We start from the raw sequence: 19,084 nt of genomic DNA on the forward strand, positions 1-19,084 counted from the left end.
TTAGGCCAAGCGCTTCGTCACCCGCACGTGCGGGATCGTCTGTTCAAAAAATGCGTCTCCCTCCTGCGCGTAGCCTTGCTTGAGGTAGAACCCTTCGGCGCCGACCCGGGCGTGCGCGACCATGAGCCGGAATCCGGCGGAGGCGCCCCAGTGTTCCGCATGGGTGACTAGCTGCGAGCCGACGCGCGCGTCGCGTTTCTGTTCGGCGACGGCCATTTGTTTCAGATGGAGCGTGGTCTCGTCCAGGGGCCGCAATGACACCGTGCCTACCACCACACCGCAATCCACGGCGCAGAAGTGCTGGCGCATAGTGTCGTCGGCCAGTTCCTCGGCGCTCACCGTGAGGCCAAGAGGGCGCCGCAGGATGTGCTCCCGCAGACGCAGCGCATCGCGATACAGGCCGGAGCCGAGCGGCGCCTCGAAGATCAGGACGGTCGTGCTGCGGTCCATGACGGTCACTCCCATTCGGGCGACGACTCCGCCGGGGTTTCCTCCACTGGAGGTTCCGCGAGACGCTCCACCATATTCCAAAGCGCGCGGATCTGCGGCGCGTCCTTGCCAAGATAGTCGAGACCCGTATAGCCCCACCAGTCCCAGCACCCTTGCGGGTTCACGACGCTGGAGGCGATCTGCGGGAACAGAATAATCAGCCGGTTCGTGTCGGCCAACTCTGCATAACCCGTGTCCTCAATGAAGGTGCCCCCGACCCGGGCGCGCGATTGCTGACAGCCGTGCAAGGCCACATGCACCCGGCAGCCCGGAGTCTCGCGGCAAGAGGCTGGGATGTAGACGACGCCTTCGTCGGCCAGCCCTTCGCCGGCTTCCGTGAACTCTTCCTGGTCGAATACGACGAAGTCGCCCTTTGCCTTTCTGGCAGCCGGCGTCAGCGGACCGTAGATCCAGCCGAGGATGGCGCGAGCCTGATCGTAGTCGCAGTCGCTCACGAAGGGCGTTTCCGACAGGCCGCAGGCCGCGCCGCCTTCTTCGGTGATAAAGGCGTGGCCGCCGTCGCCCTCCACATAGGAGATGTTGCCCTCCGGTACGCCGGCGAGTTCGTAGAAATTCTTGGCTGCTGCGACCACGGGACGGCTCACCGTGGAATCCTTGTCGCCGGAATAGAGATAGATGTTGTGCTTGGCGAGCGCCGAGAGCGGGTCGATGTCGCCGTCCTCGGCCAGGTCGCGGGCGCGCGCCAGAAGCTTCTCCGGCTCCGGCTCCCCGAGAGTTGTTTTCATGCAGCTTTGCGCCGCCTGGATCGCGTTCTGCGCCACCCCCGTGGCCCAGTAAGGGAACAGCCGGGCGGACGCCGATTCGGCGCAGGCGAAAGGACCGCCGGCGACAATTCCGGCGCCGACGATGTTTTCCGAATGGGCGATCTCCAATTGTCCGGCCATGAAAGCGCCGGACGACAGGCCGGAAATGGAGGTCTGAGACAGGGCGGCGCCGAGCTTCGGAAGAGCGTCGGCGGAGGCCGGGCCGGGCACGAAGAGCGCCCAGCACAGCACCGAACCAAGAGCGGCGGATTGCGTCACAGTCCAGCTTCGCACCAAGAAGGTCATCGTCGCACAGGCTCCTTGAGAAGGGTGCGCCAGCTCCGGCGGTTGCGTCTGACTGTCACAATCGAAGTTAGAGCGCGACCGCGATGTTCATACCACGCGTCACGGGGTCCCAATGTGACCTTTGCCACCAAAAAACCACTTGCAAGCGAGACTCGCGCGGTGCATGACACTGCCCCTTATTCGACTGGATCTATCTGCTGGTTGGGGAGGACGCCATGTCCAGTGACGCCCTCTTCCAATTGGGGATGGACTTGGATCATGGTTCAAGCACCGCCCAAACGGAAGAAACGCAAACCTTGTGTCTCGAGGCCGAGATGGCTGATGAGCGCAAGGATTTTTTCTGTGAGCGAGATGGTGTGCGCTACGCGGGCACGCATCTCATAATTGATCTTCTCGGGGCGGAACGGCTCGACGATCTGGAGCACATCGAAGCGACGCTGAGGCAGTGCGTGGAGGCGGCGAACGCCACGCTCCTGCACATCCATCTGCATCACTTCGAGCCGAATGGCGGTGTGTCGGGCGTCGCGGTGCTTGCCGAGTCGCATATCTCGATCCACAGCTGGCCCGAATACGGCTATGCGGCGCTCGACGTGTTCATGTGCGGTGCCGCAGATCCGAACGCGACGATCGAGGTCATGCAACGCGCGTTTTCTCCGGACAACGTGGTCGTGAAAACCGAACTTCGCGGTAGGGAACTTGAGCGATGGACCGTTGGGTCGAAGAGACTCTCCATGGCGGCTTCCGCGTCCGCCTGAAGGCGGGCAAGGTTCTGTTCGACACCCAGACCGAGCATCAGCAGCTGATCATCTTCGAGAACGATGACTTCGGCCGCGTGATGATGCTGGATGGCGTTGTCCAGGTCTCCACCAAGGACGAGTTCGTCTACCATGAGATGATGGCGCATGTGCCGCTCTTCGCCCATGGCAAGGCGAAGAACGTCCTCATCATCGGCGGCGGTGACGGCGGGGTCCTGCGCGAGGTGCTGCGGCATCCCGAGGTGAAGCGCGCCACGCTGTGCGAGATCGACCGCAGTGTGATCGACCTATGCCGCGAGCACTTTCCGGAAATCTCGGACGGCGCCTTCGACAACAAGCGCACGCGCGTCGTCATTGCCGACGGAACCAAGTTCGTGGCCGAGACGGACGAGCGGTTCGACGCGATTCTCGTCGACTCGACGGATCCGATCGGCCCGGGGGCGGTACTCTTCACCAAAGAGTTCTATGCCGACTGCAAGCGCGCACTCGCCCCTGGCGGCGTGCTTGTGACCCAAAACGGTCTTCCATTCCTGCAGCCGTCGGAGCTCAGGCAGTCCGTCGGTTTTTTCCGCGATCTGTTCGAGGACGCATTCGCCTACATGGCGACCACGCCCAGCTATTTCGGCGATGCCATGTCCTATGGCTGGGCGAGCGACAACGACGACCTGCGGCAGTTTACGGTCGGCGAGATCGAATGGCGCTACGCTGCGGCGGGCGCGTTCCCGACGAAGTACTGGAACCCGCGCGTCCATGTCGCCGCGTTCGCGTTGCCGAACTACGTTCTAGACCTGGTCGAAGCTTAGCCCGCTCGAAGCCTGGCGCCGCCGGTCAGAGTTTTCCGAAGGTCGGGAGCTCGCCCACCAAGGGGTGGCAGTAGTCGTAGAAGATGGCGCTGATGTTGTTGCCGTCGTCCGAGAAATCCTCCGGCATATGCCGCGCGTGGCGCGCCACCGCGGACAGGTCCGCGCGGCCGAACTCGCTGCGGTAGTCGCCGGGTACGTTCGAGGTCCGGATGATGGTGATGGAGGCGCCGGCGTGGCCGTCCGCTGCGAGTTTCGCCGCGTGCCGCCCGACCCCGCGGGCCTCCAGGGCGTCGATGGATGACGTCGCCGGCCAGCAGCGCTGCAGATATCCGAACGTGTCGGCGCGGACGCGGGGGGCCTTGCCGCCGGTCGGAGTCAGCGCCTTCTTCACCGCATCGGCGAGCCCGTCACCGAGGGCGCCCGAGCCCGAAAGTTGCACATTGCCGTGGGCGTCCACTTCGCCCGAGCGCATGAGCTGCGGTCCGATCTCGTTGCCATCCGCATCCCGGATGCCTTCGCTCACGGCGATCTGGCAGCGGCCCAGCGCCGAGTAGACCCGATCGACGTCTTGGAGGAAGTGATCCATCACGAACGGAACTTCGGGCACATAGATCAGATGCGGCGCCGGCCGCTTGGCCGCGTCCTTGTCGGTCTCGCGGCAGCCGCGCGCGAGCGACGCGGCGGCGGTCAGGAAGCCCGCTTGTCGGCCCATCACGACGTTGATCTTGATGCCACCGAGGCTGGCGTTGTCCAGCGCATCGCCCATGTGGGCGAGCGTCACGAAGCGCGCGGCGGAGGCGAAGCCCGGCGTGTGATCGTTTTCTTTTAGGTCGTTGTCGATGGTCTTGGGCACATGGAAGCAGCGCATCTCGTAGCCTGCTTCAGCCGCCTTCTCGTTGACGATGCGGCAGGTGTCGGCGGAATCGTTGCCGCCGATATAGAAGAAATATCGGATGTTGTTCTGGCGGCAGCCGTGCAGAATTTGCGCGCAGTATTCTTCGTCGGGCTTGTCGCGGGTGGAGCCGAGGGCCGCGGACGGCGTCTGGGCGATCACATCGAGTGTCTTGGCCGGCATCGCGGTGAGATCGACGAGGTCCCCGCCATCTTTGGCGATCCCACGCACGCCATGGCGCATGCCGAGGATCTGCTTCACCGTCCCGGAGGCGACGAGACCCTTCTGCAAGCCCTCAACGACGCCCACAAGCGACTGGTTGATGACGGCGGTCGGGCCGCCTGATTGGCCAATGGCCGCATTCCCCGTTGGAAGATCAGACACGCGCTACCCCTTCTTGCCTCTCATTGTCGGGGCACCATGCCCCGGAGCCTTGACCCGTTGCAAGACCTTGGGCGCCGCCGCCAGGGAAGCTGCGTCCAGGCTGGCCTAGGCCGCCCGCAGAAGATGAAGGCTGAAAAGCGCCGCTTCGTCGGTCCAGACACGGGCAGGCTCCCAGCCGCCGCGCCTGGCGAGGTCCTGAAAGCCTTGGATCGAGTATTTGTGGGAGTTTTCCGTGTGGATGCGCTCGCCCTTGGCGAAGTCGAAGCGCTCTCCCAGGACGTGAACGGTCTGGTTCGCAAGGCTCTCGAGATAGATCTCGATACGTCCTTCGCGGGGATTGTAGAGCGCCCGATGGGCAAACCGATCCGTATCGAAATCGCCGTCGAGCTCCCGGTTGATTCGCGCCAGGAGGTTGAGGCTGAACGAAGCGGTCACGCCCTGCGCGTCGTCATAGGCCGGAATCAGAACGTCGAGGCTCTTCTGGAGATCGACCCCGATCAGGAAGGTGCTTCCCGGCCCAAGGAGCCGCGTGGCGTTTTCAAGGAAGTCGGTGGCCTCCTCGTGGGTGAGGTTGCCGATGGTGGAGCCGGAGAAGAAGCCAAGCGGCTCATCAGCCTCGATCCCTTTGAGATCGCGCGGCTTGGTGAAATCGCCGACGACGGGGCGGACGGTCAAATCCTCGAACTCGGCTTCCAGCCCCTCCGCGGCTTCTGCGAGAAAGCTCCCCGACACGTCGATCGGCACATATGTGTCGAGGCCGTCCAGGGCCTCGATCAGGAGGCGCGTCTTGCGGCTCGACCCGGAGCCGAACTCGACCAATGTCTCGACCGGACCGACGCATCCGGCGATCTCGGCGCCATAGGACCGAAGCAGCGCAATCTCCGTGCGGGTCGGATAATATTCGTCGAGCTTCGTAATCTCCTCGAACAAAGCCGAGCCGGCCTCGTCATAGAGAAAGCGCGAGGGAATGTGGCGCGGCCTGTCCGCAAGGCCGTCCAGGACGGCTTTTGCGAACTCGGCGGCGTGAACGGCAAGCGTCGGCTCCGCGGCCTTTCTCACGGCTTCGGCGACGTCGCTATCCGCGTGCGGCAGCGAAGCGCGGGACATGGAAAGGGTGCGCGCCATTAGGCGTCCGCCGCGAGCCGAAGGCCCGTAAACTGCCAGCGCTGCTGGGGATAGAAGAAGTTCCGGTAGGTCCTCCGGATATGGCCTTCGGGGGTCGCGCAGGACCCGCCTTTGAGGACGAACTGGTTGCACATGAATTTGCCGTTGTATTCGCCCACGGCGCCGGGGGCCGGTTTGTAGCCCGGATAGGGCAGGTAGGCGCTGGCCGTCCATTCCCACACATCGCCGAACATCTGGGTCAGACCCGCGTCGTCCGGTGCGGCTTGCGGGCGCAAGAAACCGCTGCCCAGCGTTCGTCCCTGTTCGGCGAGGCCGGCGGAGGCATGCTCCCATTCGAATTCGGACGGAAGCCGGAAGCCGGCCCAGCGGGCGAAGGCATCCGCCTCGTAATAGCTGACATGGGTCACGGGCGCGGCCGGGTTGACCGGGCGAAAGCCCCGGAGCTCCATCTGGCCATAGCCGTCTTCGGCCCGCTCGTAATAGAGCGGCGCGCGCCAACCCTCGGCGTTGATGAGGTTCCATCCGTCCGCCAGCCACAATGCCGAAGTCTCGTAGCCGCCGTCCTCGATGAAGGCGATCCATTCGGCATTGGTGACGCAGCGATTGGCGAGCTTGAAGGGACGGATTAGCTGTTCGTGGCGCGGCCCCTCATTGTCGTAGGAGAAGCCGTTCCCGTCGTGACCGACCTCGAACACCCCGCCGTCGAAATCGACGAATGTCAGCGGATCGGGCGTGCCGGCGGGTTCGCCCGGCGCCGCGTCGCGATAGGCCGGCTTCAGCGGCTGGGACGCAAACAGGCTCAAAATGTCCGTGAGCAGCAGTTCCTGATGCTGCTGTTCGTGATTGATGCCGAGTTCCACGAGCGCGGCGGCCTCGTCCGGAAGCTCGCGGCTAAACAAGGTCTCGAGGGCCTCGTCCACATAGGCGCGGTATGCGCGGACCGCGTCGCCCGACGGCCGCGTCAGCAGGCCGCGAAAGGGCCGCGGATGGCGCGCGCCGACGCTCTCGTAATAGGAGTTGAAGCAATATTCGAAGCGGTCGTCGAAGCGGGTATAGCCGGGAAGAAACTGCGACAGGACAAAGGCCTCGAAGAACCAGGTCGTGTGCGCCAGATGCCATTTCGTCGGACTGGCATCGTCCATGGCTTGAACGACTTGATCTTCGTCGCTCAAAGGCTCAGCGAGCTCATGCGACAGGGCGCGCGTCGCCATCAGTCTCTGACTGAGGCGGCCATATCGCGTTGGTGTATCTTGGGGAGAGTCTGCGAGGATAGTCTGCGTGAGGCTCATGGTTCCTCCCGTTTACCGTTTGGACCCTAAGGGGCAACCCTACGTCGGACAGCTTGTTCCATATCTCGAAACAAGCCACCATGCACAATTCCGTGACGATGATCGGGCAATTTTTGAAGGAAATGCCAGTGCCCAACGTGGAACAGGACCCGTTGATCGTGGTCGATGGCCGCCAGTCGGAGGCCGCGGCCGAGCTTCAGCGCGGCGTTTGCCGCACGTTGCGCGCCTACGGACATTCGGTCATCACGGAATTGCCGCTGGCCAATGGGCGACGTGCGGACGTTGTGGGCCTTTCGGCGGCCGGCGACATCATGATCGTCGAGATCAAGTCCTGTCTCACCGACTATCGCACCGACGGAAAGTGGCACGAATATCTCGACTATTGCGACAGACTCTACTTCGCGGTGTCGGCGGATTTTCCGAGTGACGTGATCCCGGAACACGCGGGGCTTATTCTCGCCGACCGCTATGGGGCGGAGCTTGTCCGCGAGCCCAAAGAGGACCGGCTCAATGCCGCGCGCCGCAAAGCGATGATGTTGTGTTTTGCACGCGCCGCCGCGCTCCGGCTCCAGCACCAACTGGATCCGGGCTGCGGATTGAGAAGCTAACGCGCCGCGTCGCTATTTGGGCGCGCGCTTCGCCAAAATTCGCTGAAGCGTACGGCGATGCATATTGAGCCGGCGCGCCGTCTCCGAGACATTGCGATTGCAAAGCTCATAGACGCGCTGAATGTGCTCCCAGCGGACACGATCCGCCGACATCGGGTTTTCCGGCGGCAAGGCCTTGTCGTCCGGTGCGGCGACGAGCGCATTGTAGACGTCGTCTGCATCGGCGGGTTTGGCGAGATAGTCGACAGCGCCGATCTTCACCGCCGAAACGGCGGTCGCGATATTGCCGTAGCCGGTCAGGATCACCGCCCGCGAATCGGGACGGATTTCCTTCAAAGCCGCGACGACATCGATACCGCTGCCGTCATCGAGACGCATATCCACCACGGCAAAGGCCGGCGGGCGCTGCCGAAGCATCGCCAAGCCTTCATCCACCGAGCCTGCGGCCTCGACGGCAAAGCCGCGCGTTTCCATGGCGCGTGCCAAACGCTGCAGGAACGCCCGATCGTCGTCGACAATCAGAAGCGTGTTGTCCTGCAGGGGGCCGCTGAAATCCTCTGACATCGGTAGTACCGGCTGCATATCCATAAGTCTGCTCCCTTTGCGGTCGTACAACCCCGCCAAAGGGCGTGTCCTCCCGGACGCGAGTACAATTTGCCTTATATAGCTTGGCTGACAGGTAAGGTCTTTAACCAGTCCTGACAAGTCTTGGCAGTTTCCGCCACGGCCTATTCTAACGAAAAATCGGGAAAACTGGGCCGTTCACCGCTGTGTTTTGTCCTTATGGTGAAGACTACCGCAGCCAATGGGCGAATAGGGCCGCGGATTCCTAAATCGCCAAGTCCGTGTGATGGCAACAATGGGGCTCTTCAAACGCCTTTCTCGGCCAAATGACCGTTACGACGGCCCCCGTTTCGGGCTCGGGCCGATTGGCGAGCTCGAGGCGCGCACAAGACCGCTCGAGCAGCGTTTTGGCGATGAAGAAGCCTAATCCCATGCCGGCGTGTCCCGGCTCGTCGTGGTCGATAGTCGCGGCGGGCCGTGTGGTCACGAACGGCTCGCCGAGCTGCTCGAGAACGTCGGGCGGAAATCCGTCTCCATCGTCGGTGACGACGATTCGGACTTCGTCGCGCGACCAGCTTGCATCGACGTTGACCTCTTCCTTGGCGAAGTCGAGGGCGTTCTCGATGAGATTGCCGAGGCCGTACAGAACGCCGGGATTGCGATCGGCCACCGGCTCGCGCGCCGCGTCGCTGTTTGGGTACACGCCCAGTTGCGGAGCGGCGGTCACCTTGATCGGGACGGCAAGCGGCCGATACGGTTCGACGACCTCGTCGATGAGATGGCTGACGGGCAGCCGCGACAGAATCGTGTCGAGTTCCTCGGCGCGCGCGCTCAGTTCTTTGAGGATGTCGCGGCAGCGCTCGGCCTGATGACGCACGAGAAGCAAATCGTCGTAAATTGGGTCGCCTTCCTTGGCCGCATGTAGCAGCTCCTTGGTCGCGACGGCGATCGTGGCAAGCGGGGTGCCGAGTCCGTGGGCGGCGGCGGCGGCCATGCCGTCGAGCGCGGATAATCTTTGCTCGCGCGCGAGCACCATCTCCGTCGCGGCCAGCGCCTCGGCCATGCGCCTGTTTTCTTGCGCCGTGCGCCAGGTATAGAAGCCGATGAAGACGATCCCGAGCACGACCGCCGCCCAGACTCCCAGCACGTAGATCTGCGGGATCGCGATCGTTTGGGAATGGCACCAGGCAATCGGGTGATGAAAGATTTCCGGCCCCGTATTGGTGTGGTGGCACCACGGCAGCGGATAGTGCACGTATGCGAGGAGGCTCGCCGCGGCGATGGCGAGGAGGCCGAGCGCAATGGTCGTCCGCAGCGGCAGAGCGGATGCGGAGACCGCGACCGGCGCGACCAAGAGAAATGCAAACGGGTTCTCCAGACCGCCGGTGAGGTAGAGCAGCGCGGCGAGCTGGATAATGTCGAAGCCCAGCATCAGAAATGCCGAACGGGCGGTCAGGCGCTGGCTCTCCGGAAAACGGATGCGCAAAGCCACGTTGAGCCAGGCCGACAGAGCGATTACGGCGAAGCACCAGCCGATCGGGACCGTCATGCCCAGGCCCCAATGCACGGCAACGATGGTCAGGCTCTGACCGACCACGGCCAGCCACCGAAGCCGGACGATCGTATGGAGGCGCAAACGGGAATCTCCCGCGCGCAACCATTCCGGCGGCGCGGGGTCGATTGTCGCCTGCTGCGTTTCGGTGAGGCTCATGAGGCAACCCTAGCATGGGCCGGAAGCTATAATTCCGACAAAGATGTTCCGTATCGCATGGCGCCCCGGCACGGCAAGGCGGCCGAAAAGCGCGGGGCGCAGCAAAGGTGGATGCGACGTGGCGAGAGACATCACACAGGACGAAGGCGGGGCGGCGGCAGCCGACCTGGCGCCTGTCGTCGTGCGCGGTCTGACGAAGCGCTTCGGATCGGTGACCGCCGTCGATCATCTCAGCTTCACCCTGGAAGCCGGAACGACCGTCGCCCTGCTCGGCGGCAATGGCGCGGGCAAGACCACGACCATCGCCATGCTGCTCGGTTTAATTCGGCCAAGCGCGGGCACGGTGCACGTTTTCGGCGCCGATATTACGAGCAACCGCTATGCGGTCGCGCAACGCATGAATTTCCAAAGTCCTTATGTGGACCTGCCGCAGCGGCTCACAGTTCGTCAGAATCTCATGGTCTATGCCGGTCTGTACGGGATCGCCAACGCGTGCGACCGCATCGCGAGCGTCGCCGCGCAATTGCAGATCGACGCGCTTCTGGAGCGGCCGACGGGCAAACTCTCGGCGGGTCAGAAGACCCGCGTGGGGCTTGCGAAGGCGTTGCTGAACGCGCCCGAACTTCTTCTCCTGGACGAGCCCACCGCGTCTCTCGACCCGGATACGGCGGATTGGGTGCGTCAAACGATCAAGGGCTACGCGTCGTCTCGTGGGGCGACGCTTCTCATCGCCTCGCACAACATGTCCGAGGTCGAACGCCTCGCCGATCGCGTCATTCTGCTGCACGCCGGCCGCATCGTCGAAGACGAAACGCCGGCAGCCCTCATCGCCGCCTACGGCCGGGAAACACTCGAGGACGTGTTCTTGGATGTCGTGCGCGGGCGCAGCGCGACCGATGCGTCTGAGCGCGGGCAAAGAGAGGCATCATGAGGGGCTCCCAACTCGACGAGACGGTCAGCCCGGTTCTTCTCGCGCCAACTGGCGCGCGGTCTTCGGCGCGCCGCATCGCGGCGCTGCTGCGCCGCTACATCTATCTCTTGCGCAGTTCGAGCGTGCGGCTCGTCGAGCTGATCTATTGGCCCTTCCTGCAAATGCTGACCTGGGGTTTCCTGCAGAAATTCCTGGCGAGCACGAACAATCCCTACGCCAAGGGCGCGGGCGTCCTGATCGGCGCGGTGCTGCTGTGGGACATTCTGTTCCGGTCCAATCTCGGCTTCTTCACGACGTTCATCGAGGAGATGTGGTCGCGCAATCTGGGCAATCTCCTGATCAGCCCGTTGCGGCCCCATGAACTCGTCATGGCCTTGTGTATTTGGAGCATCATGCGGCTTTCGGTCGGCATGATCCCTGTCGCATTGGCTGCCTTCTTCATCTTCCAATTCAACCTGCTCGACCTTGGCCTGTGGCTTGCGGTGTTCTTCGCCATGCTTGTGTTGACGAGCTGGTCCTTGGGACTCATCGCGGCAGGGGTGATGCTGCGCTACGGACTTGGCGCGGAAGAACTCGCCTGGTCGCTCGCCTTCTTGCTGTTGCCCCTCACTTGTGTCTATTACCCCCTATCCGCACTTCCCGGCTGGCTCCAATACGTGGCGCTTGCGCTTCCGCCGACCCATGTCTTCGAAGGCATGCGCGCGATTCTACTGGAACATCGTTTCGATGCCGGCGATCTGTGGTGGGCGTTCGTCTTGAACGTGATTTATCTGGCCGTGGGATACGGCGTGTTCCGTTGGCTGTTGAGCCGCGCCCGCGACAACGGATCATTGCTGCAGCTTGGTGAGTGAGACGATGAAACGTCGGTTGCTTCTCGTGATTGTCGGCAGTTTTCTGCTTGGGACCCTTATCGGCGTCGGCGCGCTGATGCTCAATCAGGGCTCATCGAACAAGAACCGCGTGATCACGAGCGGGCAGGCACTGATCGGTGGTCCGTTCGAGCTTGTCGGCAAGGATGGTAAGACCGTCACGGACAAGGATTTCCGCGGGCGTTACATGCTCGTGTTTTTCGGCTTCACCCACTGCCCGGATATTTGTCCCGCCGAGTTGCAAGTCATGTCGGCGGCGCTGGACGAACTTGGCGACAAGGCGGACAAAGTCGTCCCCATCTTCATCACGGTCGATCCCGAGCGCGACACGCCGGAATTGGTGACCGCGTATGTGGAGAATTTCGGACCGAATTTTGTCGGGTTGACGGGGTCGCCGGAGGCGATCGCAAATGCGGCGAAAGCGTACCGCGTGACCTATCAGAAGTTCCAGGAAGAGGGCGCGGGCGACAATTACAGCGTCGACCATTCGGCGCTGCTTTACCTCATGGGGCCCGACGGCACCTTCGTGACGCATTTTCCTTACGGAACATCCCCAGAAAAAATGGCCGAGACATTGCGCCGCTATCTCTGATCGCGCCACAGTCGCCCTGCGGCCATCTGTCATTGCAAGCCAGCACAATATGACCACCCCATTGTGCGATGCAGCATTATGATGAAGCGAGTCGGAGGCTTTAATGCTGTATCATCTCTATGAGCTAAACCAGGCCGCGCTGCATCCGGCCCGGGCGGCGGCAGAAGCCTACCGGATGATGTGGCGAAATCCGCTGAATCCGGCGTCCCACACCGTTGTCGGGCGTGGTGCTGCGGCTGCGCTCGAGCTCTTCGAACGCTCGACTCGCCGGTACCGCAAGCCCGAGTGGGATATCGATACCGTCACGGCGCACGGCATGACGGCGGCGGTGAAGCCGGTCACGGTCCTGGCCAAGCCCTTCTGCAATTTGGTGCATTTCCAGCGTGAACTGCCGAACGCCGTCCAGAAGAAGGATCCGAAAGTCCTCCTGGTGGCGCCGATGGCGGGCCACTTTGCGACGCTTCTGCGCGGCACCGTGCGGGATCTCCTGCCCGATCACGACGTCTATGTGACCGAATGGATCGATGCCCGCTTCGTACCGCGCTCGGCAGGGCCGTTCGATCTCGACACGTATATCGACTACATCATCGAATTTCTTCAGGGCTTTGGCGGCAACGTGCATGTCATGGCCGTCTGTCAGCCGACCGTGCCGGTGTTCGCCGCCGTCTCGCTCATGGAAGCCCGGCGCGACCCCAACGTGCCGCGGTCCATGGTGCTCATGGCCGGCCCCATCGATGCGCGCAAGAGCCCGACCGCCGTCAACAAATACGCGACCGGTAAGCCCTTGAGCTGGTTCCGGCAGAATGTGATCACCCAGGTGCCGTGGCCCTATCCGGGCCATATGCGGCTGGTCTATCCGGGCTTCCTTCAGCTCTCGGGCTTCATGGGCATGAACCTGGAGCGTCACGTAACCGCGCACCGCGATCTGTTTCACAACCTGATCCAAGGCGATGGCGATTCGGCCGCCAAACACCGCGAGTTCTATGATGAGTTCCTCGCAGTGATGGATCTTTCCGCCGAATATTATCTCCAGACCATCGAGACCGTGTTCATGGAGCACAAGCTGCCCAAGGGCGAGATGCACCATCACGGGGAACTCGTCGATCCTTCGAAGATCAAGCGCGTGCCCCTGATGACCGTCGAAGGGTACAAGGACGACATTACCGGTATCGGCCAGACGGAAGCCGCGCTTGAGTTGTGCACGGGCCTGCCTGATTCGATGAAGGCGCATCATCTCCAGGAAGGCGTTGGGCATTACGGCGTCTTCAACGGCTCGCGCTTCCGCAATGAGATCCTGCCGAAGGTCCGCAAGTTCATGCGGGCGCATCAAGGGCAGGGAAGCTTGCTCAAGCGGGTTCTGCAGCGCGTCGCTTGAGGCTCGCGCGCGTGCTTCCACTATTCTCCGTGCTAGGCTAACGCTGAAAGATTCGGGGCCTGATTCGCCCCGCCGTCTTGGATTGCCGCATGCTGAAGCGCCTCAAACTTGGACGTACCGGGACCACGGAGATCCCGATCAACGGTCTCGACGTGCCGTTGGTCCTACGCCGCACCGCGCGCGCGCGGCGATTCAGCCTCCAGGTCAGTGAAGCGCGCCGGAGCGCGGTCCTGACCGTGCCGGCCTATTCGAGCCTTGCCGATGCGCAGCAGTTTCTGTCGCGCCATATGGACTGGCTGAGGGAACGGCTCGATGGACTCTGCGATCCTGTGCCGTTTGCGGATGGCGCTGTCATTCCCTTGCGCGGCCTGGCCCACCGGCTGAATTTCGTCGGCCCCGTCCGGCGGCGCGGGGTGGTGTGGATCGAGGACAGCGACGAGGCGCGGATCGCGCCCGTATGGCCCGTCGGTCTGACCGAGGCGGACGTCGTTTTGCCGCTCCTGAACGTGGCGGGCGAGGGACAGCACGCCCCGCGGCGCTTGCTCGATTGGTTGAAGCGCCAGGCGCATGACGACCTCAAACTGCGCGTCGACATTCACGCGAAGCGGCTCGGTCTCAACCCGAAACGGATCAGCGTGCGGGACCAAAACACGCGGTGGGGGTCGTGTTCCTCGACCGGAACGCTGTCATTCTCCTGGCGCCTCATCCTCGCGCCACCCTTCGTGTTGGACTATCTCGCCGCGCACGAGGTCGCCCATCTCGAGGAGATGAACCACGGGCCTCAGTTCTGGGCGCTCGTCGCGCGCACGATGCCGCGCCAGGCGGAAGCGCGGGCGTGGCTTCACGAACACGGCTCACACCTGCACGCGTTCGGCGCGGCCGGTCCGCCGCCGCCTGAGCAAGAGGATTGACGAGAGGGACGCGTGCTCGCGGGCGCTCACCCGCCGCCGAAGAATCCCATGACACGTTGAAACAGGGGACGCGCCCTTTGGGTGGCGCTGTTGGGGCCGTTGCCGAGGAAGGGAAAGCGCGATGCGACAGCGCCGCTGCCCTGCCACGGCATGCCCGGGCCGCGCGGGCTCGGAAGCGCCGTGGGGCGCTTGTCCTTGTGGGCCGCAAGCATAATGTCGTGCCACAGCTCTGCGGGCAGCGAACCGCCCGTCACCTTCTGCATCGGGGAATTGTCGTCGTTGCCGATCCAAACGCCAGTAACGTAGTGCGCGGTGTAGCCGACGAACCAGGCATCGCGTGAGTTCTGGGTGGTGCCGGTCTTGCCGCCCGCCGGATGGTGCGGAATAGCCGCGCGCCGGCCCGTGCCGTCGCGGACCACGGCGCTCATCATCTCGTTCATGGCCGCGACATGGGCCGGCGCAACGACGCGCCCCGCGGCCGAGCGATGGCGCGTATAGAGCGTTTCGCCGGCCTCGGTGCGGATATGGGTGATGACATGCGGGAGCACGCGCGCGCCGCCGTTTGCGAATGGGGCATAGGCGCCCGTCAACTCGACCAGCGTCACCTCGGATGTGCCCAGCGCGAGCGAGGGCTGCGCGTTGAGCTTGGAACTGACGCCGAGACGTTGCGCGGTCTGCGCGACGCGGCCAGGGCCGACATCGGCCGTCAGTTTCACGGCAACCGTGTTGATGGAATGGGCGAGCGCGTAGCGAAGCGAGACCCGGCCCTTATAGGAGTTCGTATAGTTCGAGGGCGTCCAGCCGCGGATATTGACCGGCCCGTCGATCGCTACCGAGCCCGGACCGTATCCCGCTTCCAACGCCGCGAGATAGACAAACGGCTTGAACGCGGAGCCCGGCTGCCGGCGCGCGTTGAGCGCGCGGTCGTAGGGGCTGTTCCTGTAGGAGCGGCCTCCGACGAGCGCCCGCACGGCGCCGGTGTTCGGATCGAGCACGACCACGGCGCCCTCGCCAGCACGAAGTTTGCGGCCCTTCCCGTCCAGCAGCTTGCGCAGATTTTCTTGCGCCTGCCGCTGCAGCTTCGCATCGATCGTCGTTTGCACGACGAGGGCATCGTCGTGATGGCCCACATATTCGGGCAGGAGCTCGGCGACCCAATCGACGGCGTACGGATAGCCGGTAGCGTCGCCCTTGGCCTGCAGACGCAGCGGCTGTTGCCCCGCCTTTTGCGCTTCCGCCGCCGTGATGAAGCCGGCCTCGACCATGTTGTCGAGCACGACCTGGGCGCGGGCGCTCGCCGCCTTGATGCTGCGGGTCGGCGCGTAACGCGACGGGGCCTTGAGCAGCCCGGCGATCACCGCGGATTGCGCGAGTGTCACGTCGCGGGCCGACCGGCCGAAATAGTGACGCGCGGCCGCTTCCACGCCATAGGTTCCGCCGCCGAGATAAACGCGGTTGAGATACAGCTCGAGGATTTCGTCCTTAGTGAAGCGCTGCTCGAGCCAAGCCGTATAGACAAGCTCTTCGAGCTTCCGCATCACGGTGCGCTCGGGCTTCAGGAACAGGTTCTTCGCAAGCTGCTGCGTAATGGTCGAGCCGCCTTGCACCACGCTGCCGGCACGGAAGTTCCGATAGCTCGCCCGGATCAAGCCGCCGACATCCACGCCCCAATGGTCGTAGAAGCGCCGGTCTTCGGTCGCGAGAACCGCCTTGATGAGATGATCGGGCAGCACATCGACGCGGATGTGGCCGCGGCGCAAGCCCCGTTCGGCGAGCACCGAACCGTCGGCGGCGAGCACGGTCACGTTCGGCGGCCGGTCGTCCAGCGTGGCGAGCAGCGGGTCGGGCACGCGCGAAATGAAGAACAGGACCGCGCCGGCGAGGAAGAGCATACCGAACAGCGAGGCGACGAGGCCCAGCTTGGCCGTGCCCATCAGGAAGGGATGACGTTGGGAGAAGCGCTTGTAGCGGCTCCAAAGACCGCCGCGCTTGCCGCGCGTCCGGCGCGACGATGCCCTCCGGCGCGCGCTCGAGGTGCCGCGCGGCGTCTTGCCCGGCATCTTGGGTGCGGACGAACGGTACCGCGCGCGTCCCTGGCCTGTGCCTTGAGGTTTGGGCCTGCGCTTCGCGCCGCTCATACGCAATTACACTCCGTGCAAACGATGGAAAGGGGCCTCGCCGCCGCTGCAGCTAGACGTTGGGGGTCTTCCACTGGAAGCACCCTAGGGTAGCCATGTTGCTATCCCGTTAAGGAATGTGGCCTGAAAGCGCGGCTAGACGTCCAGATTGGACACTTGCAGCGCGTTTTCCTGGATGAATTCGCGCCGTGGCTCCACAACGTCGCCCATGAGCCGGGAGAAGATGTCGTCGGCGTCTTCGCCTTCCTTGATCTTCACCTGCAGAATCGTTCGGGTCTCCACGTCGAGGGTGGTCTCCCAGAGCTGTTCGGGGTTCATCTCCCCGAGGCCTTTGTAGCGCTGCAGCGACAGCCCCTTCTGACCGGTCTCCATGACCGCGCCGAGAAGATCGGACGGCCCGTGCACCGCAAGGGTCGTGTCCTTACGCTTCAGCACGGCGGGTTTCGCGTAGACCTCCTGAAGGTGCTCGGCGTAATGGTCGAGCTTGAGCGCGTCCGCCGATGCGATGAACGGCCCGTCGATCAGATGTGACTCCATCACGCCCCGGAGCTCGCGCCAGAAACGCAAACCGCCTTCCGGGAGCGCTTCGCCTTCCCAGCCCTGTTCGGTCTCGTCCGACAGCGCGTCCAGCCGCCGCGCGATGTAGTTCGCGGCTTCCTGAGCCTGTGTCACATCCTTCAGCATTTTCGGATTGAGAACGCCGGCGATCGCTGCCTGCTCGATGATGAATCGCGGATAGCGGCTATGCAGGCCACTTAGGATCGATGTGATCTTTCGGGCCTTCTCGACGATGTCGCGCAGGTCCGCGCCGCCGCGCGCCGCGTCGTCGCCCGTCATGAGCACGGCGTCCTGAAGGCCCTCGTCGATCAGATAGTCCTGAAGGCTCGCCTCGTCCTTGAGATAGCGCTCCTGTTGCCCGCGCTTCACCTTGTAGAGCGGCGGCTGCGCGATGAAGAGATGGCCGGCTTCGATGATATCGGGCATCTGCCGGTAGAAGAACGTCAGCAGCAGCGTGCGGATATGGGAGCCGTCCACGTCGGCGTCCGTCATGATGATGATCTTGTGGTAGCGCAGCTTGGAGAGATCGAACTCATCGCCGATGCCCGTTCCGAGCGCGGTGATGAGCGTGCCGATCTCGGCGCTCGACAGCATCTTGTCGATGCGCGCGCGCTCCACGTTCAGGATCTTGCCGCGCAAGGGAAGCACCGCCTGGAAGCCGCGCTCGCGCGCCTGCTTGGCGCTGCCGCCGGCCGAGTCGCCCTCGACGAGGAAAATTTCCGACTTCGCCGGATCGCGTTCCTGGCAGTCGGCCAGCTTGCCCGGCAGGGACGCCACGTCGAGCGCGCCTTTGCGCCGCGTGAGTTCCCGCGCCTTGCGGGCCGCTTCGCGCGCGGCCGCTGCCTCCACGATCTTCTGCACGATGTTGCGCGCTTCGTTCGGGTTCTCCTCGAACCACTGCGACAGGCGCTCGGACATGACGCTTTCCACGACGGGCCGCACTTCCGATGAGACGAGCTTGTCTTTCGTCTGGCTCGAGAATTTTGGATCAGGAACTTTCACCGACAGCACGCAGGTGAGTCCCTCGCGTGCATCGTCGCCCGTCAGCGACACCTTCTCCTTTTTGGCGATGCCGGATTCGGCGGCGTAGGTGTTGACGGTGCGAGTCAACGCGGCGCGGAAGCCGGCCAGGTGCGCGCCGCCGTCGCGCTGCGGAATGTTGTTCGTAAAACACATCACGTTCTCGTGGTAGCTGTCGTTCCACCACAGCGCCGCTTCCACGGTAATGCCGTCTTGCGACTTCTCCACCACGACCGGTTCGGTGATCAGCGGGTGCTTCGTCCGGTCCAGGAACTTCACGAACGCGCGCAGGCCACCTTCGTAGTGCATCTCCTCGGACTTCGGCTCGACGCCGCGCAAATCGGTGAGGTTGATGCGCACGCCCGAATTCAGGAACGCCAGCTCGCGCAGGCGGTGTTCGAGCGTCGCATAGTCGAAATCGACCATGGTGAAGGTCTCGGTCGACGGCACGAACGTAATCTGCGTGCCCGTCTTGCCGCCGGAGTCGCCCACCACTTCGAGCGGCCCTTCGGGCACGCCGTTGGCGAAACGCATTGCGTGTTCCTTGCCGGCCCGCCAGACGGTGAGGTCGAGCCGGCTGGAGAGCGCGTTGACCACGGAGACGCCGACACCATGCAGACCGCCCGAGACCTTGTACGAGTTCTGGTCGAACTTTCCGCCCGCATGAAGCTGGGTCATGATGACCTCGGCGGCCGAGACGCCTTCGCCTTTGTGGATCTCGATCGGAATGCCGCGGCCATTGTCGTTGACCGTCACGGACCCGTCCGCGTTCAGCACCACATTGATCAGGTCGCAATAGCCGGCGAGCGACTCGTCGATCGCGTTGTCCACGACCTCATAGACCATGTGATGGAGGCCCGACCCGTCGTCGGTGTCGCCGATATACATGCCCGGCCGTTTGCGCACGGCATCGAGGCCCTTCAGAACTTTGATGGACTCGGCGCCGTAATCGGCCGCGGCTTCAGCCTTGCGTTTGGCAGCAGGTGTCATGGTCTACGAA

General features: G+C 63.7%; 17 protein-coding genes. 8 read left to right on the forward strand and 9 right to left on the reverse strand.

Features of this window, described 5'->3' with window-relative positions:
- Both GL4_RS03215 and GL4_RS03220 read right to left on the reverse strand, forming a co-directional pair.
- Positions 1 to 450, reverse strand: coding sequence for a GNAT family N-acetyltransferase (locus GL4_RS03215; RefSeq protein ID WP_045364505.1), 450 nt, complete (start codon positions 448 to 450; stop codon positions 1 to 3).
- A gap of 5 nt (positions 451 to 455) precedes the next feature.
- Positions 456 to 1,559, reverse strand: a complete 1,104-nt coding sequence (locus tag GL4_RS03220; protein WP_045364508.1) for an extracellular catalytic domain type 2 short-chain-length polyhydroxyalkanoate depolymerase — start codon at positions 1,557 to 1,559, stop codon at positions 456 to 458.
- Positions 1,560 to 1,774: 215 nt separating this feature from the next.
- Between GL4_RS03220 and speD the strand changes: the two genes are divergently transcribed.
- Positions 1,775 to 2,314: an adenosylmethionine decarboxylase gene (gene speD, locus GL4_RS03225; RefSeq protein WP_045364511.1), complete on the forward strand. Its 540-nt coding sequence runs from the start codon at positions 1,775 to 1,777 to the stop codon at positions 2,312 to 2,314.
- Positions 2,263 to 3,117 carry a polyamine aminopropyltransferase gene (speE, locus tag GL4_RS03230; protein WP_045364514.1) on the forward strand — a complete coding sequence of 285 codons (855 nt, stop codon included), beginning with the start codon at positions 2,263 to 2,265 and terminating at the stop codon, positions 3,115 to 3,117. The genes speD and speE overlap by 52 nt, the downstream gene beginning before the upstream one ends.
- Positions 3,118 to 3,142: 25 nt before the next feature.
- Here the strand turns inward: speE and GL4_RS03235 are convergent, their stop codons facing one another.
- The 3 genes from GL4_RS03235 to egtB all read right to left on the reverse strand — a co-directional run bounded on the left by GL4_RS03235 (position 3,143) and on the right by egtB (position 6,807).
- Positions 3,143 to 4,393: a diphosphate--fructose-6-phosphate 1-phosphotransferase gene (locus GL4_RS03235; protein WP_082025431.1), complete on the reverse strand. Its 1,251-nt coding sequence runs from the start codon at positions 4,391 to 4,393 to the stop codon at positions 3,143 to 3,145.
- A 105-nt stretch (positions 4,394 to 4,498) separates the two neighbouring features.
- Complete coding sequence (gene egtD / locus GL4_RS03240) at positions 4,499 to 5,518, reverse strand: L-histidine N(alpha)-methyltransferase (protein ID WP_244462666.1); 1,020 nt, start codon at positions 5,516 to 5,518, stop codon at positions 4,499 to 4,501.
- Positions 5,518 to 6,807 (reverse strand): ergothioneine biosynthesis protein EgtB, encoded by a 1,290-nt coding sequence (gene egtB, locus GL4_RS03245; protein ID WP_045364517.1) that lies wholly within the window; start codon positions 6,805 to 6,807, stop codon positions 5,518 to 5,520. Before egtB ends, egtD begins: the two co-directional genes overlap by 1 nt.
- A gap of 98 nt (positions 6,808 to 6,905) precedes the next feature.
- Between egtB and GL4_RS03250 the strand changes: the two genes are divergently transcribed.
- Complete coding sequence (locus GL4_RS03250; RefSeq protein WP_045369320.1) at positions 6,906 to 7,415, forward strand: MmcB family DNA repair protein; 510 nt, start codon at positions 6,906 to 6,908, stop codon at positions 7,413 to 7,415.
- A 12-nt stretch (positions 7,416 to 7,427) separates the two neighbouring features.
- Here GL4_RS03250 and GL4_RS03255 read toward each other — a convergent pair whose 3' ends face one another.
- Both GL4_RS03255 and GL4_RS03260 read right to left on the reverse strand, forming a co-directional pair.
- Entirely contained in the window at positions 7,428 to 8,003 is a 576-nt protein-coding gene (locus GL4_RS03255) for an ActR/PrrA/RegA family redox response regulator transcription factor (RefSeq protein ID WP_425283179.1), read from the reverse strand.
- A gap of 241 nt (positions 8,004 to 8,244) precedes the next feature.
- Positions 8,245 to 9,690, reverse strand: coding sequence for an ActS/PrrB/RegB family redox-sensitive histidine kinase (locus GL4_RS03260; RefSeq protein WP_082025432.1), 1,446 nt, complete (start codon positions 9,688 to 9,690; stop codon positions 8,245 to 8,247).
- Positions 9,691 to 9,808: 118 nt separating this feature from the next.
- Here GL4_RS03260 and GL4_RS03265 point away from each other — a divergent pair, with 118 nt between their 5' ends.
- The 5 genes from GL4_RS03265 (at position 9,809) to GL4_RS03285 (ending at position 14,368) form a co-directional block, all read left to right on the forward strand.
- Positions 9,809 to 10,621, forward strand: coding sequence for an ABC transporter ATP-binding protein (locus GL4_RS03265; protein ID WP_244462667.1), 813 nt, complete (start codon positions 9,809 to 9,811; stop codon positions 10,619 to 10,621).
- The gene (locus GL4_RS03270) at positions 10,618 to 11,472 is read left to right on the forward strand and encodes an ABC transporter permease (protein WP_082025434.1); all 855 of its coding nucleotides are present in this window, start codon (positions 10,618 to 10,620) and stop codon (positions 11,470 to 11,472) included. Before GL4_RS03265 ends, GL4_RS03270 begins: the two co-directional genes overlap by 4 nt.
- Positions 11,473 to 11,476: 4 nt before the next feature.
- Positions 11,477 to 12,082, forward strand: coding sequence for an SCO family protein (locus tag GL4_RS03275; protein ID WP_045364519.1), 606 nt, complete (start codon positions 11,477 to 11,479; stop codon positions 12,080 to 12,082).
- A 103-nt stretch (positions 12,083 to 12,185) separates the two neighbouring features.
- Complete coding sequence (locus tag GL4_RS03280) at positions 12,186 to 13,457, forward strand: polyhydroxyalkanoate depolymerase (protein WP_045364522.1); 1,272 nt, start codon at positions 12,186 to 12,188, stop codon at positions 13,455 to 13,457.
- An 89-nt stretch (positions 13,458 to 13,546) separates the two neighbouring features.
- Entirely contained in the window at positions 13,547 to 14,368 is an 822-nt protein-coding gene (locus GL4_RS03285; protein ID WP_045364525.1) for a M48 family metallopeptidase, read from the forward strand.
- Positions 14,369 to 14,394: 26 nt separating this feature from the next.
- On the opposite strand, the gene GL4_RS03290 is transcribed toward GL4_RS03285, so the two are convergent.
- Together GL4_RS03290 and gyrB are read right to left on the reverse strand one after the other, a co-directional pair.
- Entirely contained in the window at positions 14,395 to 16,506 is a 2,112-nt protein-coding gene (locus GL4_RS03290; RefSeq protein ID WP_052464084.1) for a transglycosylase domain-containing protein, read from the reverse strand.
- Positions 16,507 to 16,641: 135 nt separating this feature from the next.
- Entirely contained in the window at positions 16,642 to 19,074 is a 2,433-nt protein-coding gene (gene gyrB, locus GL4_RS03295; RefSeq protein ID WP_045364527.1) for a DNA topoisomerase (ATP-hydrolyzing) subunit B, read from the reverse strand.
- Positions 19,075 to 19,084 lie beyond the last annotated feature (10 nt).

This window comes from Methyloceanibacter caenitepidi (assembly GCF_000828475.1).
Lineage (GTDB): Bacteria > Pseudomonadota > Alphaproteobacteria > Rhizobiales > Methyloligellaceae > Methyloceanibacter > Methyloceanibacter caenitepidi.